The organism is Aeromonas molluscorum (assembly GCF_051376105.1).
In the GTDB taxonomy this organism is placed as follows: Bacteria; Pseudomonadota; Gammaproteobacteria; order Enterobacterales; family Aeromonadaceae; genus Aeromonas; species Aeromonas molluscorum.
Window position 1 is genome coordinate 1,657,170 of the sequence record NZ_JBPQCY010000002.1, and the last position, 19,807, is coordinate 1,676,976.

Annotated in this window: 20 protein-coding genes; 17 read left to right on the forward strand and 3 right to left on the reverse strand. The window is 61.6% G+C overall.

The features are described 5' to 3' along the window. Positions 1-2: 2 nt before the first annotated feature. From ACSMDR_RS18165 to secF, 8 genes are all read left to right on the forward strand, one after another. Positions 3-1,400, forward strand: a complete 1,398-nt coding sequence (locus ACSMDR_RS18165) for a COG3014 family protein (RefSeq protein ID WP_436469153.1) — start codon at positions 3-5, stop codon at positions 1,398-1,400. Positions 1,401-1,458: 58 nt separating this feature from the next. Further along, positions 1,459-1,860, forward strand: coding sequence for a YcfL family putative periplasmic lipoprotein (locus tag ACSMDR_RS18170; RefSeq protein ID WP_005901481.1), 402 nt, complete (start codon positions 1,459-1,461; stop codon positions 1,858-1,860). Between the two features lie 89 nt (positions 1,861-1,949). Then, on the forward strand, positions 1,950-2,546 hold the full coding sequence (gene lpoB / locus ACSMDR_RS18175) for a penicillin-binding protein activator LpoB (RefSeq protein WP_436469154.1): 597 nt from the start codon (positions 1,950-1,952) through the stop codon (positions 2,544-2,546). Continuing rightward, a complete protein-coding gene (locus ACSMDR_RS18180) occupies positions 2,536-3,381 on the forward strand; it encodes a phosphotransferase (protein ID WP_436469155.1) in 846 nt (281 codons plus the stop codon). Before lpoB ends, ACSMDR_RS18180 begins: the two co-directional genes overlap by 11 nt. Before the next feature lie 3 nt (positions 3,382-3,384). Beyond that, positions 3,385-4,248: a DUF6279 family lipoprotein gene (locus ACSMDR_RS18185; RefSeq protein WP_436469360.1), complete on the forward strand. Its 864-nt coding sequence runs from the start codon at positions 3,385-3,387 to the stop codon at positions 4,246-4,248. Positions 4,249-4,399: 151 nt separating this feature from the next. Continuing rightward, on the forward strand, positions 4,400-4,798 hold the full coding sequence (locus tag ACSMDR_RS18190; RefSeq protein WP_005901471.1) for a hypothetical protein: 399 nt from the start codon (positions 4,400-4,402) through the stop codon (positions 4,796-4,798). A 140-nt stretch (positions 4,799-4,938) separates the two neighbouring features. Then, positions 4,939-6,750 (forward strand): protein translocase subunit SecD, encoded by a 1,812-nt coding sequence (gene secD / locus ACSMDR_RS18195; protein ID WP_436469156.1) that lies wholly within the window; start codon positions 4,939-4,941, stop codon positions 6,748-6,750. A 2-nt stretch (positions 6,751-6,752) separates the two neighbouring features. Continuing rightward, positions 6,753-7,664: a protein translocase subunit SecF gene (gene secF / locus ACSMDR_RS18200; RefSeq protein ID WP_436469157.1), complete on the forward strand. Its 912-nt coding sequence runs from the start codon at positions 6,753-6,755 to the stop codon at positions 7,662-7,664. A 73-nt stretch (positions 7,665-7,737) separates the two neighbouring features. On the opposite strand, the gene ACSMDR_RS18205 is transcribed toward secF, so the two are convergent. Next, positions 7,738-8,328 (reverse strand): DUF924 family protein, encoded by a 591-nt coding sequence (locus tag ACSMDR_RS18205; RefSeq protein WP_436469158.1) that lies wholly within the window; start codon positions 8,326-8,328, stop codon positions 7,738-7,740. Between the two features lie 126 nt (positions 8,329-8,454). Here ACSMDR_RS18205 and ACSMDR_RS18210 point away from each other — a divergent pair, with 126 nt between their 5' ends. The 5 genes from ACSMDR_RS18210 to ACSMDR_RS18230 all read left to right on the forward strand — a co-directional run bounded on the left by ACSMDR_RS18210 (position 8,455) and on the right by ACSMDR_RS18230 (position 13,650). Then, positions 8,455-8,577 (forward strand): hypothetical protein, encoded by a 123-nt coding sequence (locus tag ACSMDR_RS18210; RefSeq protein ID WP_269077636.1) that lies wholly within the window; start codon positions 8,455-8,457, stop codon positions 8,575-8,577. Between the two features lies 1 nt (position 8,578). Then, complete coding sequence (locus ACSMDR_RS18215) at positions 8,579-8,719, forward strand: hypothetical protein (RefSeq protein ID WP_005901466.1); 141 nt, start codon at positions 8,579-8,581, stop codon at positions 8,717-8,719. A gap of 1 nt (position 8,720) precedes the next feature. Then, positions 8,721-9,653, forward strand: coding sequence for a DUF808 domain-containing protein (locus ACSMDR_RS18220; RefSeq protein ID WP_436469159.1), 933 nt, complete (start codon positions 8,721-8,723; stop codon positions 9,651-9,653). A gap of 251 nt (positions 9,654-9,904) precedes the next feature. Further along, entirely contained in the window at positions 9,905-11,683 is a 1,779-nt protein-coding gene (locus ACSMDR_RS18225) for a M3 family oligoendopeptidase (RefSeq protein ID WP_436469160.1), read from the forward strand. Positions 11,684-11,796: 113 nt separating this feature from the next. Continuing rightward, positions 11,797-13,650, forward strand: coding sequence for a M3 family oligoendopeptidase (locus ACSMDR_RS18230; protein WP_436469161.1), 1,854 nt, complete (start codon positions 11,797-11,799; stop codon positions 13,648-13,650). A 21-nt stretch (positions 13,651-13,671) separates the two neighbouring features. Here the strand turns inward: ACSMDR_RS18230 and ACSMDR_RS18235 are convergent, their stop codons facing one another. Beyond that, positions 13,672-14,829, reverse strand: coding sequence for a GGDEF domain-containing protein (locus ACSMDR_RS18235; RefSeq protein WP_436469162.1), 1,158 nt, complete (start codon positions 14,827-14,829; stop codon positions 13,672-13,674). A 176-nt stretch (positions 14,830-15,005) separates the two neighbouring features. On the opposite strand from ACSMDR_RS18235, the gene ycfP reads away from it, so the two are divergent. Both ycfP and ACSMDR_RS18245 read left to right on the forward strand, forming a co-directional pair. After that, positions 15,006-15,545, forward strand: coding sequence for an alpha/beta hydrolase YcfP (ycfP, locus tag ACSMDR_RS18240; protein WP_005899037.1), 540 nt, complete (start codon positions 15,006-15,008; stop codon positions 15,543-15,545). Between the two features lie 76 nt (positions 15,546-15,621). Further along, the gene (locus ACSMDR_RS18245) at positions 15,622-16,914 is read left to right on the forward strand and encodes an NAD(P)/FAD-dependent oxidoreductase (protein WP_436469163.1); all 1,293 of its coding nucleotides are present in this window, start codon (positions 15,622-15,624) and stop codon (positions 16,912-16,914) included. Between the two features lie 80 nt (positions 16,915-16,994). On the opposite strand, the gene ACSMDR_RS18250 is transcribed toward ACSMDR_RS18245, so the two are convergent. Further along, complete coding sequence (locus ACSMDR_RS18250) at positions 16,995-18,182, reverse strand: OmpP1/FadL family transporter (RefSeq protein WP_436469164.1); 1,188 nt, start codon at positions 18,180-18,182, stop codon at positions 16,995-16,997. A gap of 272 nt (positions 18,183-18,454) precedes the next feature. Between ACSMDR_RS18250 and ACSMDR_RS18255 the strand changes: the two genes are divergently transcribed. After that, entirely contained in the window at positions 18,455-18,772 is a 318-nt protein-coding gene (locus ACSMDR_RS18255) for a heavy metal-binding domain-containing protein (protein WP_005899030.1), read from the forward strand. Next, on the forward strand, positions 18,772-19,782 hold the full coding sequence (locus ACSMDR_RS18260) for a S66 family peptidase (protein WP_436469165.1): 1,011 nt from the start codon (positions 18,772-18,774) through the stop codon (positions 19,780-19,782). The genes ACSMDR_RS18255 and ACSMDR_RS18260 overlap by 1 nt, the downstream gene beginning before the upstream one ends. The last annotated feature ends 25 nt before the right edge of the window (positions 19,783-19,807 follow it).

Here is a 19,807-nt window from a genome sequence, read left to right on the forward strand (position 1 = left end):
GGATGGGGTTAACCGGGCTGCGGCCCATGCTGCTCTGCGCCGTCTTGGGGCTGGGTGGCTGCGCCAGCTGGCAAGACCTGTTCGTCTCCTACTCGGTACAGATGACCCCAGTACGCAACGCCTTGCTGCAAGGCAAGGCACTCGATGCCATCGAGGAGGTGCGTGAACTGGAGCCCGGCGATGACGGCTATGTGCTCAGTCGGCTGGAGCTGGGACGCATCGCGTTGCTCGCCAATCAGGAGCCGCAAAGCCGCAAGGCCTGGGAGGCGGCGGACCTGGCCCTCCAGGCCGAAGATGAGCAGGCACGCTTTCGGGTGAGTCAGGGACTGGCCCAGGCTGGCAGCCTGCTGACCAACGATCAGACTCTGGGCTATCAGACGCCGGATTATGAACGCACCATGCTGCACCACTATCTGGCGCTGGATTATTTGCAGCGCGGGGATCTGGAGGGGGCATTGGTTGAGGTGCGCCGCGCCAATCAGGTGCAGGAGCGGGCGCTGCGCGAGCGGGGTGCTGAGGTCGCCAAGGCGAAGCAAGAGGCCAATGCGCGTCAGGCGCTGTCGCGGGCGCCGGATCTCGACCGTCTCACAGGCCAGGTCAAGAATGGCTTCCAGAATGCCTACACCTTCTATCTGTCCGGGGTGCTCTATGAGGCGAGCGGGGATCTCAACGATGCCTGGGTCGATTATGGCCGCGGCCTGGAGATTGCCCCGGACAACCCCGCTCTGCAGGAAGCCATGCTGCGTCTGGCACGGCTGCGCGGCTCACCTCAGGAGCTGGCGGCCACCGAGCAGCGTGTCGGCCGCAAGGCACCTCCCCTGGAGCGGGGGGAGGGCCGGGTGGTCGTGCTGTTCGAGGATGGCTTGATCCCGGCTCGGCGCGAACTCTTTCTGCCGCTGCCACTTTTTACCTCAAGCGGGGATTTTCGCACCTTTACGGTCGCCATTCCCTACTACGATAATCGCGGCGCCGAGGTGGGGCCCCTCAAGGTCGGCGTGGGCAATCACCGGGGCAGCACGGTGCCCCTGGTACGACTCGAGGCCCTGGCCGCCAAGGATCTGCAGGAGCGGCTGCCCGCCATGTTGAGCCGTCAGGCGCTGCGTCTGGCCGCCAAGGAGCAGCTGCGCCGCAGCGCTGCCAAGGAGGGGGGCGATGTGGGCAATCTGCTGGTCGGCATCTTCAACACCTTGTCTGAGCGGGCCGATACCCGCAGCTGGTTGACCCTGCCAGCCCAGGCCTCTGGTTGGGAAACCAGCCTGCCTGCGGGTCGGCAGAGCCTGGATCTGGGAGCGGGCAGCGTGAGCAAGACCTTGCCCATCGAGGTGCGCGCCGGCCACACCACCCTGGTGTGGGTCAACCGGCTCGGTGCCAATCTCAATACGCGAGTGATGACGCTCTAAAGCACCGACTCGGCCGGTTTTCTGGCGGTCGATGAGGTATTCATGTGAGGAGTAGAAGATGAAACGAATCGTTCTGGCTTGCGGCCTCGCCCTGCTGCTGTCGGCGTGTGCCACCAACACCAGCGGTGTTGCCCTGTCGGCGCCAAGTGGTGGCGTGGCCAAGGTGCAAGTGGACAACAGCAGCCTGGATCTGGCCCTGCGCGAGCTGACCAGGCGCCAGCAAAATGGCCTGATGCAGATCAATGTGGAGCTGACCAATCAGCGCAGTGGCGACAACCATCTGCAATACCTGTTCTACTGGTATGATGCCAGCGGCCAGGAGGTGGCGTCTGACGGGCGCGGCTGGACGCCGCTCATGCTCCATGGTCAGCAGACGCGTACTCTGTCGGCCCTGGCGCCGACCATGGATGTGAAGGGTTATCGGCTCTCCGTCCGTGAAGTGATTGAAGAATCGAACTGACGAGCCCCGCCGTCGGTCGGCGGTGGCTCAGGTGTCGGCCCAAGCGTGCAGGCACCTTGCATGTACTTAGTGATTGAGGAAACGAATCGATGAAGATGAATCATGCCTTGCTTATCCTGGCCGCTGGCCTGCTGCTGGGCGGCTGTTCCAGCACCACGGTCAGCTACGGCGATGCCACGGCCACAGAGACGGTCACGGTGGATTATGGCTCGAGCGATCTGCAGGCCATCGCCGACAAGATGGCGGACTCCATGCTGAGCTCGCCGGCCACCAGTGAGATCACCGCAGGCGGTCGTCCGGTGATGTTCATGGATTCCATCCGCAACAAGACCTCGGAGCATATCGACACCGAGGCCATCACCGACACCATGCGCACCAAGTTGCTGCGCTCGGGCAAGTTCCGTTTCGTTGACATGAGCAAGGTGACCGCGGTCAAGCAGCAGCTCGAATATCAGCAGAGCAGCGGCATGGTGGATCCCGTCGCCATGGTACGGCTGGGCAAGCAGACCGGCGCCCGCTACATGGTCTATGGCAACCTCAGCAGCATCGTCAAGGACAACGGCAAGGTGAAGGATGTCTACTACCAGATGACCATGAACCTGATGGATCTGGAGAGCGGCGAGCTGCAGTGGGCCGATCAGAAAGAGATCCGCAAACAGGCGAAGACATCGACCTTTGGCTGGTGATGAACAGCAGCGCCTGTTGGCGAGCCTGCCCACTCCCTGGCGAGGAGGGCGGCTCGAGCCACTGGGGCTAGGGCTGACCAATTGCAACTATCGACTGCGCCTCCCCTCGGGGCGCAGTTACTTTTTGCGTCTGGGTCACCCGGATCCGGTACGCCTTGGCATCGACAGGGCGACCGAGTGGCAGCTCTATCGGGGCGCCATGGCCGCCGGACTCGCGCTGCCTTGCCATTATGGGGATCCCGAACGGGGCATACTGCTGCTCGACTGGTGCGAGGCGCCGAGCTGGGCGCAGGCCCCCCTCCCGCCAAGCCTGGCATTGCCCGCCCTGGCTCGGTTGCTGGCTCGGCTTCATCAACTGCCGCTGCCGACAGTCAGGATGGCGGTGCGCGCCCATGCCCGGGGCTATCGCGAGAGGCTCAAGGCTCCCCCTGGCTGGCTCGACAAGCTGGAGGCGCCCCTGCTCGCCAGTCGGGAGCCGGACGGCTGTTGGCTCCCTTGCCATCACGATCTCAATCCGGCTAACTTGTTGGGGGAACAACCCTGGGTCATCGACTGGGAATATGGCGCCGCCGGTCACCCCGGTTTCGAGCTGGCCAGCATAGTGCGCACCCATGGTTGGGGTCTGGAGGAGATGGCAGCGCTTGAAGCCTGCTATCTTGAAGAAATTGAACGGCTTGGCCAGGGCCGGGCGTCAGGTCCCCTGGATTTTCAGGGGGCGGCCTTCCTGCCCTGGGTCGATTACATCGCCCTGTTGTGGGCGCAGCTTATGGCCGAACAGACACCCGATGCGGCCTATGCGGACCTGGTCGCCCATCATCGGCAACGATTGGAGTAACCCATCTTGATGACACACCCTTGGCGCAAGAAAACACGACTCTGGCTGGCGGGGCTGGCCTGTCTGCTGCTGGTCGGTTGCTCGACCCGGGTCATCTACTACTGGCTCGATGTGGCTATCGTCTGGCAGCTCGACGACTATTTCTCCCTGAGCAGTAGCCAGAAGAAGCTGCTTGATAACGAGGTGAAGGGGCTGATGAGCTGGCATCGCCAGCAAGAGCTGCCGCGCTATGCCAAGGATCTCGACGCCCTGGCCAAGGCGGTGGCAAGCCCCATGACGCCCGCGCAGGTCTCCCGACATCTGGCGGCCACCCAGCAGAGCCTGACCCGTACCCTGGCAAACACCATACCGCGGGCGGTGCGGCTGGCTCGCACCCTGACCGATGCCCAGGTCAACACCTTCATGAAAGACCGGCTGGCGCGGCAACAGGAGCGAGAGGACGATTTTGCCAAGGATCCCAAAGAGAAGGTGCTGCGCGAGTCGACCGAGAAGATGAACAAGCGACTGGTGTTCTGGATCGGAGAGGTCAAGCCGGCCCAGGCGCCCCTGGTGGCACGTTGGGTCGAGTGGCAATACGAGATGATGCCTCCCTGGATAGAGTACCAAAGGGTCTGGATCGGCGAGCTGGATCAGCTGCTCAGGGAGCGTGCCAGCCCCGACTTCGAGCAGCGGCTCACCAAGCTGCTGGCCCAGGGAGATGGCCTGATGGATGGCCGCTTCACCGGCTACACCGAACAGTCGCGCCAACGCACCGTCAACTGGCTGAGCGAGCTGAGCCAGTCCCTCGACATCAAGCAGCGGGCCCACCTCTACAGCTTGCTCAAAGGCTATGTAGGCGACTTTGAGAAGATGACCCGGGGTCAGTAGCCTGGTTTGTGATGCATACGCAAGGGGCCTGAACTTGTCCCCCTTGCCGTTGGCGGGCCCCTGTGATAGCTTGCCAGCAGTGGGCGCCAGCTCACACTTTTTTCGGAGCCTTATGTCGTCCCATCGTCCAAACACAGTGAAATGGATAGTGATGAGCCTGCTCATCGCCTTCATGCTGCTGTTTTCTGCTCTTCGAGTGGATGGACATGCCGTGGGCGCTCCCCAGAGTCACTCCCTCTCGCAGAGCGTCTTCCATGGCGTGAGTGCGCCCGAGGAGGGGGCCGTCAAGTTTATCGGGACCCACCAGAGTCACCTTCAGCGACTGGAACACTCCCTGCGCAACAATGGCGACAGGCAAGATCGCGACTATCAGCTCATCAAGGATTGGTCCGCAGTCGTCTCCCAGCTACTGCTGGGGGGGCTGTTGCTCTGCCTCCCGTTGCTCTATCAAAAACACAGCTTCAGAGACAAGTTCAGGGGCATACATCGCCGCTGGCTCTCCCGCCGACACCTGCAATACCGCTTCTCCCAGAGCGCCGTTCACGGCTGATCTTCGGTCACGTCAGGGCAGTTGCCCTCGCTGACCGACGGGCTCGTCCATTGGACGTCAGCCCCCATTTCGATTGATTTTCTGCGTCTGCTGCGAGTATCGCGGCGATCGCCATGCCTGTTTCGATCTGGATCCTTGCCATGAACAGTGTGAGAAAAAAACCGCGCCTGCTGCACAACCGCACCAGCGCCTGGCAGTACGCCTTGTTACTGCTGATGTTATTGACCTTCGGTTTCTATTCCCTGCCCACCTTCTTCGGTGAGCAGCCCTCCCTCGGCCTGCACGGCCAGTCGAGCCTGAGCAGCGCCGATGCCAAGCTGTTGGCCAGCGAGGACATAGTGTTGCAACAGTCCATTGCCTCGGCGGACAAGCTGGAGCTGGTATTTGCCAGTCAGGCGGATCAACAAAGAGCCAAGCAGCTGCTCGAACAGCAGGGCCATGACAGTGCCGCCCTGACCCTGGAGTTTCATGCCAAGGCGCCGACCTGGATAAGTCAGCTCGGCGCCACCCCCATCAAGCTGGGGCTGGATTTGCGGGGTGGCTCGCAGCTTCTGATCGGGGTCGATCTCGATTTTGTACTGGAGAATCAGACCAAGAATCTGGTCGATAACCTGCGTACCGGCCTGCGGGAAGCCCATTTGCGCGGTGGCAGTGTGAGCCGGGTAGCGACCGGGGAGGTGCGCATAGTGCTGCCTGAAGGCGCAGAGCAGGCCCCCTGGCTCAGCCTCGTCAAGGAGAGTGGCGGTGTGCGCCAGGGGCAGTGGCTGCTGACCCGATCGGACCAGCAGCTGACCCTCAAGATGAGCGAGGCCGAGCGGACCCTGCTCGCCAACAATGCCGTTACCCAGAACCTGTCGATCCTCAAGAAGCGGATCAACGAGCTCGGCATCGTCGAGGCCTCGGTACAGCGTCAGGGCCAGGATGGCATCCGCATCGAGCTGCCCGGGGTACACAACCCCCGTCAAGCCAAGGAGGTCATTGGTGCCACGGCGTCGCTGGCCTTCTATCAGGCCAGGCCGGACAGCCGCTTTGTCATGACCGACAAGGAGGGACGCAGCGTCGGGCTGGATCGCAAACCGGTGTTGACCGGCGATCACATCGTCGATGCCCGCGCCAGCATGGGAGAGATGGGGCAGCCTCAGGTTGGCATAGTGCTCGATGCCCTGGGGGGCAGCAAGATGAGCCAGTTCAGCCGCCAGCATGTGGGCAGCCCCATGGCGACCGTATTCACCGAGTACAAGACGGCCAGCAGCGGCAAGTTGCGGGCTCAGAGTCAGGTGATCAACGTGGCCACCATACAGACGGCGCTCGGCAACCAGTTCCGCATCACCGGGCTTGGCAGCATGCCGGAGGCTCAGGAGCTCGCCATGCTGCTGCGCGCCGGGGCCCTGACCGCGCCGCTCAAGATCCTGGAGGAGCGCAGCATAGGCCCCACGCTAGGGATGCAGAACATAGAGGCGGGCTTTAGCGCCCTGGTGTTTGGCATGGTCGGCATGATGCTCTTCATGCTGTGCTGGTATCGCAAGTTTGGCTGGGTCGCCATTTCGGCCCTCATCGCCAACCTGTTGATGCAGGTGGGCATGCTGGCGGTATTGCCCGGCGCCGTATTGACCTTGCCCGGCATCGCCGGTCTGGTGCTCACGGTCGGCATGGCGGTCGATACCCATGTGCTCATCTTCGAACGGGTCAAGGACAGGTTGCGGGAGGGAGCCAGTTTGGCTGGCGCCATTGACTTTGGTTACCGCTCGGCCTTCAGCACCATCTTCGATGCCAACATCACCACCCTGATCAGTGCCGTGGTGCTCTACGCCATCGGCTCAGGTCCGCTGCAAGGCTTCTCCATCACCCTGATCCTGGGTCTGGTTTCCAGCATGATCACCGGCATCTGGGGCACGCGCGCCATTATCAATCCCATCTGGGGCAAGAGCAGCCAACGGCTGCAGAGGGTTTAATCATGTTTCATCGTTTCTTTTCCATGAGCCTGACCCGCTGGCGTTATCTGGGGCTGGGCCTCTCCGTGCTGCTCACCCTCGCCAGCCTAGGGCTGCTGGCCATCAACGGCCTGCAACTGGGACTGGATTTCACCGGTGGCATCTTGCTGGAGTTCAAGATCCAGACCCTCAAGGATGCCCATGAGATCAATGCCCTGCTCGGGGAACCTCTGCGTGCGCTGGTGAGTCTGCAACCGGCCGGCGTTCCCGGTGAGTGGCTGATCAAGCTCCCCCCCGAGGGGCTGACCATGCCTGTCCAGGAGCTGGCCGATCGGCTGGCGACTCAGCTTGGCCTGCCGGTCGAACTGCTGCGCACCACCATAGTGGGCCCCCAGGTGGGCGCCGAGTTGTTCCAGCAGGGGATGATGGCGGTGCTGGTGGCCTCTATCGCCATCTCCGTCTATCTGGCGTTTCGCTTTGAATGGCGCCAGGCGGTCGGCATCTTGCTGTCGGTGCTGCATGACGCCGTGGTGGCGCTGGGGCTGCTTGCCCTGTTCCATATCGAGTTCGATCTCAACGTGATCGCCGGTCTCATGGCCGTGATCGGTTATTCCCTCAATGACAGCATCGTTATCTCGGACAGATTGAGGGACATTTTGAGTTCCCGCACCCGGTTGGGGATGCATGAGTGCAGCGATATTGCCATCAAGGCGACCTTCAGTCGCACCATGATCACCTCAGGCACCACGCTCTTTACCGTGGGGGCGCTGCTGCTGTTTGGGGGCGACGCCCTGCACGGCTTCGCCTTCACATTGTTCGCGGGTATTCTGACCGGCACCCTCTCCTCCATCACGGTGGCGTCCACCGTGCAGGAGCTGCTGGGGTTGAGCCCTGCGGCCTACCAGAAGAAGGAGGCGTTGCCCGAGGCGGCCTGAACGAGGTTCAATCCAATGCATACTAAAAACGGGCCCTTGGCCCGTTTTTCTATTGTGGTGAGAAGTGCCGTTGTCAGAAGCCCGAGCCCGGCTGGCTGAGAAAGGTGGCCTCCTCGGCTGTGCTGGGGCGCCCCAGCAGGGCGTTGCGATGGGGAAAGCGACCGAACCTGTCCACTATCGCCTGATGGCGGCGGGCAAAATCGAGGTAGCCTGCGAAGGTCGGGCCGGGCTGCTCGGCGGCCAGGGCGTCGAACAGGGCGACGCTGCGAGCCTGATGTTCAGGTTGCTCCGAGTGCTCAAGGGGCAGGTAGAAGAAGACCCGTGCCAGGGGGGAGAGCGCCTTGTCTGCCCCCAGCGACAAGCCCTCCAGGCTGAGGGCCAGGGCTTTGGGATCCTGAGCAAAGGCCTCCGGCAAACCGCGCGCTATATTGCGCGGCAACTGATCCAGCAGCAGGATCAACGCCAGCCGCCCGGTGGGCACCTCGGTCCAATGGTCCAGCATGGCTGTGCTCGCGGCCTCGGCCAGGGCGCCGAAGCGCTGGCGGATCAGGAGATCGGTATCGCTGTTTTTACCCCACCAGAGCGAGGCTTGCCGTTTGGCGCGACTGGCATCATCGCTATCATCGCCAAACCAGAAATCGAGCAGAGGTTGCCAGGGTTGCATGGAAACTCCTTGGGAGGGGGTTGTTTGAATCAGACTGACACAAGGCCTGAATGACACAGGATTGCTGCCGAATCGGCGGCTTCTCGTTACACTGTGCCATCTTTTGTCCGAAATGAGGAAGCTTCCATGATGCCCGGGATCAGTTTGTTGGCACGGCTCGACGATGCGGTACAGATGACCAAGGAGATGGTGAAGAACAGCGCCTGTACACCGACGGCTTATCCCGCCACTGACATGAGGAGTCGCTGATATGGCCGGAACCAGTCTGTTGGCCTTGCTAGATGATATTGCGACCGTACTCGATGATGTCGCCCAGATGAGCAAGATGATGGCCAAGAAATGCTGCCGTGAGCCCAAGGGCCACGTAGCCACTGACATGAGGAGTTGCTGATATGGCCGGAACCAGCCTGTTGGCCTTGTTAGATGATATTGCGACCGTACTCGATGATGTCGCCCTGATGACCAAGGTGGCCGCCAAGAAGACCGCGGGCGTGCTGGGGGACGATCTGGCTCTCAATGCCGAGCAAGTCTCCGGAGTACGCGCCGAGCGCGAGTTGCCCGTGGTCTGGGCCGTGGCCAAGGGGTCGTTTCGCAACAAGCTGATCCTGGTGCCCGCCGCCATCGCCATCAGCGCCTTGATCCCCTGGCTCATAACTCCGCTGTTGATGCTGGGGGGAGCCTATCTCTGCTTCGAGGGCGCAGAGAAGCTGGTGCACAAGTTTTTACCCCATGGGGATGGGGCGGGTGAGGATGCGCAAGGAGACGCCGCAGCAGATCTTCATATCGAAGATCTGGTCGCCTATGAGCAGCAGAAGGTGCAGGGAGCCATTCGCACTGACTTCATCCTCTCTGCCGAAATCATCGTCATTGCCCTTGGCACAGTGCAGGGCACCAGCCTGGCGTTGCAGATCGCCGTGGTGGCAGGCATCGCCGTGCTGATGACGGTCGGTGTCTATGGCCTGGTGGGCCTCATCGTCAAGCTCGATGACATCGGCTTGCACCTGTTGAAGAAACCGGGTGGCAGTCTGTTGCGTCAGGGGGTGGGGCGCGGTTTGCTGGCGGTGGCCCCCAAGTTGATGCGCCTGTTGGCGCTGGTGGGCACCATTGCCATGTTCATGGTCGGTGGCGGCATCCTGGTCCATGGCTGGCCCTTCGTCCATCACCTGGTCGAGGGCGCGGCGGCGAGCGTGCAGACCCTGCCAACCCTGGGCAGCATATTGGGTGCCCTGCTACCGACACTGCTCAATGCCTTGATAGGCGTCCTGGTCGGTCTGGTCCTGGTCGTTCTGATGAGCATGGTGAGCCGACTCAAGCCCGCCAAATAGCGCCGTCCAAAAGAGAGGCGGACTGCTGCTTGCTTCTCTTGCGCGTCCTCATGCTCAGCAACCCCTAATCAATAAGCTGTCTGTGCGCCCCGCTGGTCGGGGCGCACTGTTTGCTGGCGTTTCTTGGTGACAAGTGGCACTCATATATGGGGGCTGGTCAGGGGGCTGGGCTTCTCTTAGCATGCTGACCAGCCGCTCATTAGAAGAGGTGTGTCATGGATGCAGACAAAGAGAAACAACCAAGGAGCCTTATGAACCGCATGATCTGGCGTGATGATCACATCTTCGCCGCCCCCGATTGCCCGGCCATGGATCAGCAATTTGCCGATGCCGAGCCCGCCCTCTACCGTCTGGAATGCCTGATAGCCGAGCTGGCCCATTGCCATGAGCCTGCCGCCCTGCGTGCGCTGCTGCGCACCATTCGAGCCCAGACGAGAGGGCTGACTGACCTCGCCCGCAATAGCGGCGTCTATGGCTATAACCGACTCAGCCGCAACGGTCACGACGAGCCAGCCAAGCGTTTGCTATCCCGTAGCAGCCGGCTCTCGTCGCGCCTGGCACAAGTCACCAAGCCCGTGACTCTGTTCTGGTTGCAGGCCGATGCCGCGTTGGTCGAGGCCTTGCTGCAAGATCCGGCACTGTTCGAGCTGGCCCATCAGGTGCGCCATCAGCGTCAACTGCAAGATCAGCAGCTGGGTCTGGCCTGCGAGCAATTGCTGGAGGGGCTGGCGGTTGATGGCCTGCAGGCCTGGGGCGAGCTCTACGACACCCTGGTTGCCAAGCTGATGCCACAGATAGCAGGGGAGTGCATGGGGTTGGCTCAGGCCACCAACCTGCTCAGCCATCCGCAGCAGGCACGGCGCAAGGCCGCCTGGTTTGCCATTCGCGCCGCCTGGGAGGCGGAACAGGAGACGGTGGCCGCCATCCTCAATGCCATTAATGGCTGGCGCCTGGAGCTCGCTCGCCAGCGGGGAGGGCAGCGCCGGCTCGATGCCCTGGATCTCTCCTGTCACCAGAGTCAGATCAGTCGCCAGACCCTGGATACCCTCTTGAGAGTGACGCGGGAGCGCCGCAGCCTCGGCCGACGCGCCCTCAAGGCGAAGGCGCTGGCATTGGGGTTGCGCGATTACGGCCCCTGGGATCTCCATGCTCCGGCGCCGGTGAGTGAACCCAAGCCGATTGGCTTTGAGCAGGCCATCGCCCTGATTGCGGAGATCTTCGCCGAGTTTGACCCCGAGATGGGGGCCTTCGTGTTGATGATGGCCGAGCGGGGCTGGATAGACGCGGCCCCCAGCCAGCACAGACGCACCGGGGCTTACAGCACCGAATACGTCAATCCCGCCGAACCCAGGGTCTTCATCACCTATGAGGGGACTGTGGATAATCTGACGACCCTGGCCCATGAGCTGGGCCACGCCTGGCACAGCTGGTTGTTGCGTGACCTGCCTCTGGAGCAGCGGGACTACCCCATGACCCTGGCGGAAACCGCCTCGCTGTTTGCCGAAACCCTGGTGCGCGACGCCCTGTTTGAGCGCAGCCAGGGGGTGAGCGAGCGGCGCATCATCGCCTCGATGGACGCCGACAGTGCCGCGGCGCTGCTGGTCGATGTCCCCGCGCGCTTTGATTTTGAGCTCTCCCTGGTGGCGGCCCGCCGCGAAGGCTATGTCGGGGCCAGTCAGCTAAGGAGCCTGATGAAATCGGCCATGGAGCAGTGGTATGGTGACAGCCTCAGCCGTCATGACGATCTGTTCTGGGCCAGCAAGGGTCATTTTTCCATTTCTGAGGTGGGCTTTTACAACTACCCCTATCTGTTCGGCTACCTGTTTGCCCTCAGTCTCTATGCCCAGAAGGTGCGGGAAGGGAGCGGCTTCGCCGAGACCTATCGCGCCCTGCTCACCGACACGGGCAGGATGAGCGCCGAAGATCTCATTGCCAAGCACCTGGGGGCGGACATCCGGGAGCCCGACTTCTGGCATGAGAGCCTGAATTACGTGGAGGAGGCGATCGTGCGCTTCGAGCGCTTGATCTGACTTCGCAATCCCTTGCCAATTGATGAGGGGCCGTGCCCGGCGGCGGCCCTGCTGCGGATAGCCTTTCCCTAACAATGTGTGTCAAAAGAGCCCACTCTGCACAGAGAGAAAAGATGAACCAAGAGAGCGTCTATCCCCAATGCTGGGACAATCAACACATCTATCCCGGTCTCGACAGCCTGGAGCTGGAGGCTGACTTGGCCCTGGCACGCCGCCGGCTCGGTGAGCTGGCCGATTTCATGGGCGAGTTGACGACGGCTTGTGAGGAACCCAGGGCGCGCCTGGCATTTCTGCGCAAGGTGCGCCAGCGCGCCCAGGGCATTCGCAACATCGGCTGGAACATTGCCGTGCTGGCCGCCAGTGCCGCCAGCCAGAATGCCCAGGATCCTCTGGCAAAAACCCAGGCTTCCCGTGCCCGCGCCCTTAATGCCGATTTGTTCAAGACGCTGGCTCCCATGGAGCAGTTGCTGCTCACCCTGCCGGACGCCGACTTCGACGCCCTGATGGCAGATGCCCTGCTCGGTGAAGAGGCATTTCGGTTGCGCCACGAGCGGCGGCTGGCCGATCGACGGCTGCCCGTTGTGGCGGAGCAATTGGTCATTGGTCTTAGCAGCGATGGTTTGCACGCCTGGGGCAACCTCTATAACGAATTGGCGGGCCGATTGCGACTGCGCGTCGAAGGTCGCGAGCTGGGGCTGGCTCAGGCCAGCAACCTGCTTAGCAGCGGGGATCGCGCTCTGCGCCAGCAAGCCCAGAGCGCCATCAGCCATGCCTGGGAGGGGGAGCAGGAGACGGTGGTCGCCATCCTCAATGCCATCAATGGCTGGCGTCTGGAACTGGCTCGCCAGCGAGGTGCCCAGTCCGGCCGTCCCCTGGATGCCTTGAGTCTCTCCTGCCACCAGAGCCGCATCGAGCGCGTCACCCTGGACGCCATGATGAACGCCAGCTATGAGCGACGCGAGCTGGGCCAGCGCGCGCTGGGCATGATGGGGCGTCGGCTTGGCATCAAACGGATGAGCGTCGCGGATCTGGCCGCCCCCGCTGTGGCGCGCCCGGGGCAGGGCATCCCCTTTGCCCAGGCCATCGACTGGATAGCCGAAGCCTTTGCCAGCTTCGACCCCGAGATGGGGGATTTTGCCCGCATGATGGCCGAGCGCGGCTGGATAGATGCGGCGCCGAGCCCGCATCGCCAGAGCGGTGCCTACTGCACCAAATTTGCCGATCCCGTGGAGCCGAGGGTCTTTCTCACCTACGAAGGCAGCATGAGAAATCTGGTGACCCTGGCCCATGAGCTGGGCCACGCCTGGCACAACTGGTTGCTGCGGGATTTGCCCATGAGCCAGCGCGCCTATCCCATGACATTGGCGGAGACGGCCTCCATCTTCGCCGAGACCCTGGTGCGCAGCGCCCTGTTCGAGCGTGCCGAGGAGGGGGATCGCGAGGCCATTGCCTGGATGGAGGCCGACAGCGCCGCCACCTTCCTGCTCAATATTCCGGCTCGCTTCGACTTCGAACAGGCTTTGGTGCGAGAGCGGGCTCAGGGTTATGTCGGCAGTGTCCGACTCAAGGCCTTGATGGATGACGCTTGGGGGCGCTGGTACGAGCAGAGCCTGGAGGAGTATTTCCCACTGTTCTGGGCCGCCAAGGGTCACTTCGCCATCCCGGGGCTCGGGTTTTACAACTACCCCTATCTGTTTGGCTACCTGTTCAGCCTGGGGGTCTATGGCCAGCTGATGGCGCGCAAGGGGGCAGGGGAGATCGGGGTGGCCCAGGCCTATCGCGCCCTGCTGCGCGACACGGGGCGCATGAGCGCCGAGGCGCTGGTGACAAAACATCTGGGGCTGGATATTCGCACCTCCGCTTTCTGGCAGCAGAGCCTGGACAGGGTCGAGGAGGCGGTGGACCGTTTTGCCGACGTGAGCCAGTGGCACGCCGAATCTGCAACTGACGTGACAAGGTCATCATGAAGGTGAGCTGACCGTGGGCGCTCAGCTCATCTGCACCGCCAGCTCCTGCTGGCAGGCGACGCGGTTGCGACCACGCCGCTTGGCGAGATAGAGGGCAAGATCGGCCTGCTTGAGCAGGTCGGAGAGAGATCTCCCCTGGCAGGCGGCCACCCCTATGCTGACGGTGACATGCAGCGGCCCCTGTTCGCTGTGCAGTGGCGTGGCGGCTATCTGGCTGCGCAGGTACTCGGCGCGGCCATGGGCATTGGCCAAGTCCTCCCCCGGCAGCAAGATGGCAAACTCCTCCCCCCCGACGCGGGCCAGACAGGCCTGTGCGCCCAGGTGGTTGCGAAAGATCTGTGCCAGGTGGCATAGCACCCTGTCGCCCACGTCGTGGCCGTGGCGATCGTTGACCTGCTTGAAGTGATCCACGTCGATGAGCAGCAGCGAGCGTGGCAGCGTGGTGAGCTCCTGCCATCGGGCTTCGAACCCGCGCCGGTTGAGGAGTTGGGTCAGGGTGTCGCGCACCGATAGCTCGTTGAGCTTGCGGGTGTTGCGCAATACCACCATGAAGAACTGCCCCAGCTGCAGGGCGATGGTGATGAGCCAGATCACCAGCAGTGCCGCTATGTTGTGGCTCGATTGGTAGACGAAATCCTGGGTCGGGATCGGCAGACTTTGCGCCATCAGGAGCCGCTCCCCCCAGGCCAGCATGGCGGCCAGCCCCAGCATGCAGATCAGCCAGCTCAGCGGCGTACCCACCTGTTGGCGCAAGGAGCGGGCCGAGTAGCAGATCATCAGGAAGCTGCTGACCCCGGAGAAGAGGGCGAGCAGCAGCAGACGCAGGCCCATGCGCTCTGGCGCAGGTCCTGCCCAGATGAGCAGCAAGACACCAAGCAGGGTCACCAGTGACCAGCGCCGCAGGGGAAAACGACCCTGATCAAAGCAGTAGGCCCGGCCCCACAACAGGGTGAAGCCACAGAGCACCAATACATCGGCGCCCGTGTAACTGAGCCAGGGGGGCAGGGTGCCGCGCTGGGCAAACAGTGCCAGGGCACCCGCCCAGCAGAGGGAGTAGGCTGCGCCGAGCAGGCCGGTAAGCCGTTCGCTGCGCACCAACCAGGCGGTCAGAGACCAGAGGATCCCATACAGTCCCATCTGGGCCGCCAGTAGCAGATAACTCAGAGCAATGGCGTTCACGCCGACCCCGTCCGTGGTTTTTTGTGTTTGAAGAATAGCAACTTATGACGGCAAGGCCGGACGCAGACGACGATGAGCGACGTGATCCAAAGCAAGAAAGCTGCATGTTTTGGTGGCGTGGGGCCCGTCTGCTGCGGTAGTTTCGATAGAACCGACACAGAGTCTGAGGTCTTACCATGATCATCTATCTGCATGGCTTTGATGCCACTAGCCTTGGCAATCATGAGAAAGTGCTGCAGTTGCAGTATATCGATGATGATGTGCGCTTCGTTCATTACAGCACCGTTCATCCCCGTCACGACATGAGTCACCTGCTCAAAGAGGTGAAGAAACAGCTCGACATGAGTTCGGATCCCAAACCCCTCATCTGTGGCGTTGGCCTCGGGGGGTACTGGAGCGAGCGGATCGGTTTCCTGTGCGGCATCAAGCAGGTCATCTTCAACCCTAACTTGCACCCCGAAATCAACATGGAAGGGCGCATCGACCGACCCGAGGAGTATCAGGATATAGGCACCAAATGTGTGTCAGAATTTCGTAATAAAAACTCAGGAAATTGCCTGTGCATCCTTTCCGTCCAGGATGAAGTGCGTAATAATGCGGACATTGAGCGTGAATTGAAGAATTATTACGACATCGTGTGGGATGAGAAAGAGAGTCACAAGTTCAAGAACATCTCTCACCACCTGCAGCGGATGAAGGCCTTCAAAGAGGCCTGAAACAGTCACGTCATGGATTCAACTTCAAGGGAGCCGCCGGCTCCCTTAGCTTTAAATAAGACTGAGGAAATTCACCATGACCAATATCGTTGTCGTCGGCGGCGGGGCTGGCGGACTGGAGCTGGCTACCAGTCTGGGCCGCAAGCTGGGCAAGAAGAACAAGGCGCAAGTAACTCTGGTGGACCGCAATCGCACCCACCTGTGGAAGCCTCTGTTGCACGAAGTGGCCACCGGCTCCATGGATGCGGGCATCGATGCCCTGAGCTACCAGTCCCATGCCAAAAACCACGGCTTTGACTTTCAGCTCGGCAGCCTGACCGCCATCAACCGTGATGAGAAGCGCATCGTGCTGTCCCCTATCCACGATGAGGATGGCGAGCTGGTGGTGCACGAGCGCGAGCTCTCCTACGACATCCTGGTCATGGCAATAGGTTCAGTTTCCAACGACTTCAACACCAAGGGGATCCGGGAGCACTGCATCTTCCTGGACAGCCCCTCCCAGGCACACCGCTTCCACGATCAGATGATGAACCGCTTCTTGCAGTTCGCGACTGAATACAAGGAAGGGGACAAGGTCAAGATTGCCATCGTCGGCGGCGGTGCCACCGGGGTTGAGCTCTCCGCCGAGCTCTACAACGCGGTCGAACAGCTCTATGCCTATGGCTTCAAGAATCTCACCACCGACAGCCTGAAGGTGAGCCTGGTCGAAGCGGGTCCGCGCATTCTGCCTGCCCTGCCAGAGCGTATCAGCGGCGCCGCCCATCAGGAGCTGGCCAAGCTGGGGGTGGATGTGCGCACCGGCACCATGATCACCGAAGCGACCAGCGAGGGGTTGCACACCAAGGATGGCGAACTTATCGAAGCGGATCTGATGGTATGGGCCGCGGGCATCAAGGCGCCGGACTTCATGAAGGATATCGCCGGGCTTGAGACCAACCGCATCAACCAGCTGGTGGTGCATCAGACCCTGCAGACCACCCGTGACGAAAACATCTTCGTGATCGGGGACTGTGCGGCTTGCCCGCAGCCCGATGGCAAGTTTGTGCCACCTCGCGCCCAGTCTGCCCACCAGATGGCGACCCAGGCTTACAAGAACATCCTGGCCAAGCTGGCAGGTGGCGAGCTGAAGCCCTATCTCTACCACGACCATGGCTCTCTGGTCTCCTTGAGCCGCTTCTCCACCGTGGGCAGCCTGATGGGCAACCTGATGCGCGGCTCCATGATGGTGGAGGGCTATATCGCCCGTCTGGTTTACATCTCCTTGTACCGGATGCACCAGGTCGCCCTGCACGGTTACATCAAGACCGGCCTCATCATGCTGGTGGGTCGCATCAACCGGGTACTGAGACCGACCTTGAAGTTGCACTGAGTCCCGTCGGAACTCGATGACGAAAGGGAGAGGCCGAGGCCTCTCCCTTTTTCATTGTGCGATCTGCATCCCTGCCCGGATCAGAAACGCTTGCTGTAGTTGACCGCAAAGAAATAGAGCGCGGGAGAGTCATAGCGACCGGAGAGGTGATCCTCCTGCACGCGGGCGCTGTCAATACGGGCATATTCAAAACCCGCCCCGATGGCATCTTGCTCGTTAAGAGCGTATTTGAAGCCTGTTCCCACCCTGAGGGTGTTGCCGCTTGGCAGCATGAGCGATGTATTGTCCTGATCCCTGTAGGCACTGGAGTCGAAGGCGAGACCCCCGTTCAAGGTCAGTTGGGGACTCAGGTTGTGCTGGAGCCCGAGGGCCAGGTGGTAGGTATCCTGATAAAGGTTTTTCGAGGCGTTGGCCTGATTAAAGACCGCGACCTGGTTGTTGTAGTCGCTCCAATCCTGCCAGCCGAGGTTGGCCATGATGGCCCAGTCAGGGGCGAGCTGATGATAGCCGCTGACCATCAACTGCTGGGGACTGTTGACCAGGCCGGAGAGGGGCAGGTCGACCGTGATGGCGGGCAGGCTGGGCCTGTTGATGGTCGTCTGGGTATTGATGTCGAAGTGATACTTGACCGGACTGCTATAGCCAAGGCCAACACGGGTACCTTGGTCAAACTCATACAAGAGCCCCAGTTTGGCATTGAGGGCCCAATCGCTGTCATCGAGCTTGCTCCCGCCCTGGGGCGTATCGCGCTTGAGGGAAAACAGGCCATAGTTGATGCCAAGGGCGGCGCCGAGCGACCAGTGTTCATCGACGCGGTAGGCCACTGACGGTTGCAGGGTCAGGGCAATCAACGTGGCCTCCTTGACCAGCTGCTTGCCTGCCCAGTCACCAAAATCCAGCCCCAGCCCGAAGTTGCCGTAGGTGGCAAAGCCCAAGGACCAGCGATCATCTATCTGCTGACTGTAATAGAAAGACGCGGCAGGAAACCAGCCGATCACCGTATCCACATCCTCTTGCGTCGGGTCATCGAGATCGTAAGGTGCATCCCCATAGAGCAACTGACCGGCGACCGTCAGGTGGCGTCCCTTGAGATGGCTCAATCCTGCCGGATTCATGAACTGTACTGCCGCATCCTGAGCCCTCGCCGCCATGCCGGCGGAGGCCAGACCGAGATCGTCCGTGCCCGTTTCGTACAAATAGAGGCCACCGGCCTGGCAGGGGATGGTCACCAGCAGGCACAGGGGCAGCAGCAATGTATGTTGTTTCATGTATGTCCCTTCTGAAACAAAGCCAGCCGGGGCGTCGCGAACCAGCGACCCGGGCAGACAGGATCTGAATGAAGGCCAATCAATGGCGCCGCATGATTATAGATAGAGATTTGACAGGGTAATCAAGTGGTTGCTTTTGTGTGACCTGGATAACCCTCTTGCCGCTCATTCGGGGGGCACAGGGTTACCTCGTCAACCATTGCCTGTTAGGCTGTAGCGGCATTCATGCCGCGCGCATTCCACCCACTCAATCAGCTCAACAAGGAGACGTCATGATCCTCTCAACTACCCCTACCCTGGAAGGCAAGGTCATTCGCGAGTATCGCGGCATCGTCGTCGGTGAGGCGATCCTCGGCGCCAACGTGTTCAAGGACTTGTTTGCCGGCATACGCGACATCATAGGCGGACGTTCCGGCGCCTATGAAAAAGAGCTGGCCCGGGCCCGGGAGATCGCCTTCGACGAGCTCAAGGAGCGCGCCGCCGCCCTTGGCGCCAATGCGGTGGTCGGCATCGATCTCGACTATGAAGTGGTCGGTCAGAACGGCAGCATGTTGATGGTGAGCGTCAGCGGCACCGCTGTCGTGATCTGATGAGCCCCATTTTCCCTCCCAGACTCAAGCGTGGCGACTGCATCGGCTTCTTTTCACCCTCGAGCGCGGCAACCGTCTGGGCGCCGACCCGCTTCGCCCGTGCCAGGGAGTATCTTGAGGGGCAGGGCTTTTTGCTCAAGGCGGGCTCGCTCACCGGCCAGCGGGATCACTGGCGCGCCGGCACCATAGCGGCGAGAGCCGATGAGCTCAATGCGCTGATCCGCGACCCGCAGGTGCGCGCAATCATGTCGGTCATCGGCGGCAGCAACTCCAATTCTCTGCTGCCCTATCTCGATTACGAGGCGCTGCGCCGGGATCCCAAGATAATCATCGGTTACTCGGATGTGACGGCGCTGCTGCTCGGTATTCAGGCCAGGACAGGGCTGGTCACCTTCTATGGCCCGGCCCTGGTCGCCTCCTTTGGCGAGTTGCCCCCGCTGGTGGACGAGACGCTGGCGGCGTTTCTGGCGATCTGCGGTGCGCAAACTTCCTCCTTGCCCTATCTACTGCCAACCCCGGCCCTCTGGAGCGAAGAGCGACTCGATTGGGAAAACCAGCACCGTGCCAAGCAGTGCCGGCCCAACCAGCTGATCTCGGTGGGTACTGGTCGGGTACGTGGTCGGCTGATAGGGGGCAATCTCAATACCATGGCGGGCATTTGGGGCTCCCCCTATATGCCTGCCATCGAGGAGGGGGACATCTTGTTGCTCGAGGACAGCCTCAAATCTGCCGAGACGGTGGAGCGTAGTTTCGCCCACCTCAAGCTGTGCGGCATCTTCAATCGGATTGGCGCTTTATTGCTTGGCAAACACGAGGGTTTCAACGATCAGGGGAGCGGCAAGGGCCCCCTCGACATTCTGCTGGAGGTGATTGGCGAGCCGAGCTTCCCCATCTTGGCGGAGTTTGACTGTGCCCATACCCACCCCATGCTGACGCTGCCTCTGGGCGTTCAGGCCGAGCTGGACCTTGACCGCCAGCAGTTGCGCCTGCTTGAGCCCTGGTGGTGTTGAGCACGTTTTATCCTATGAAGAGGCC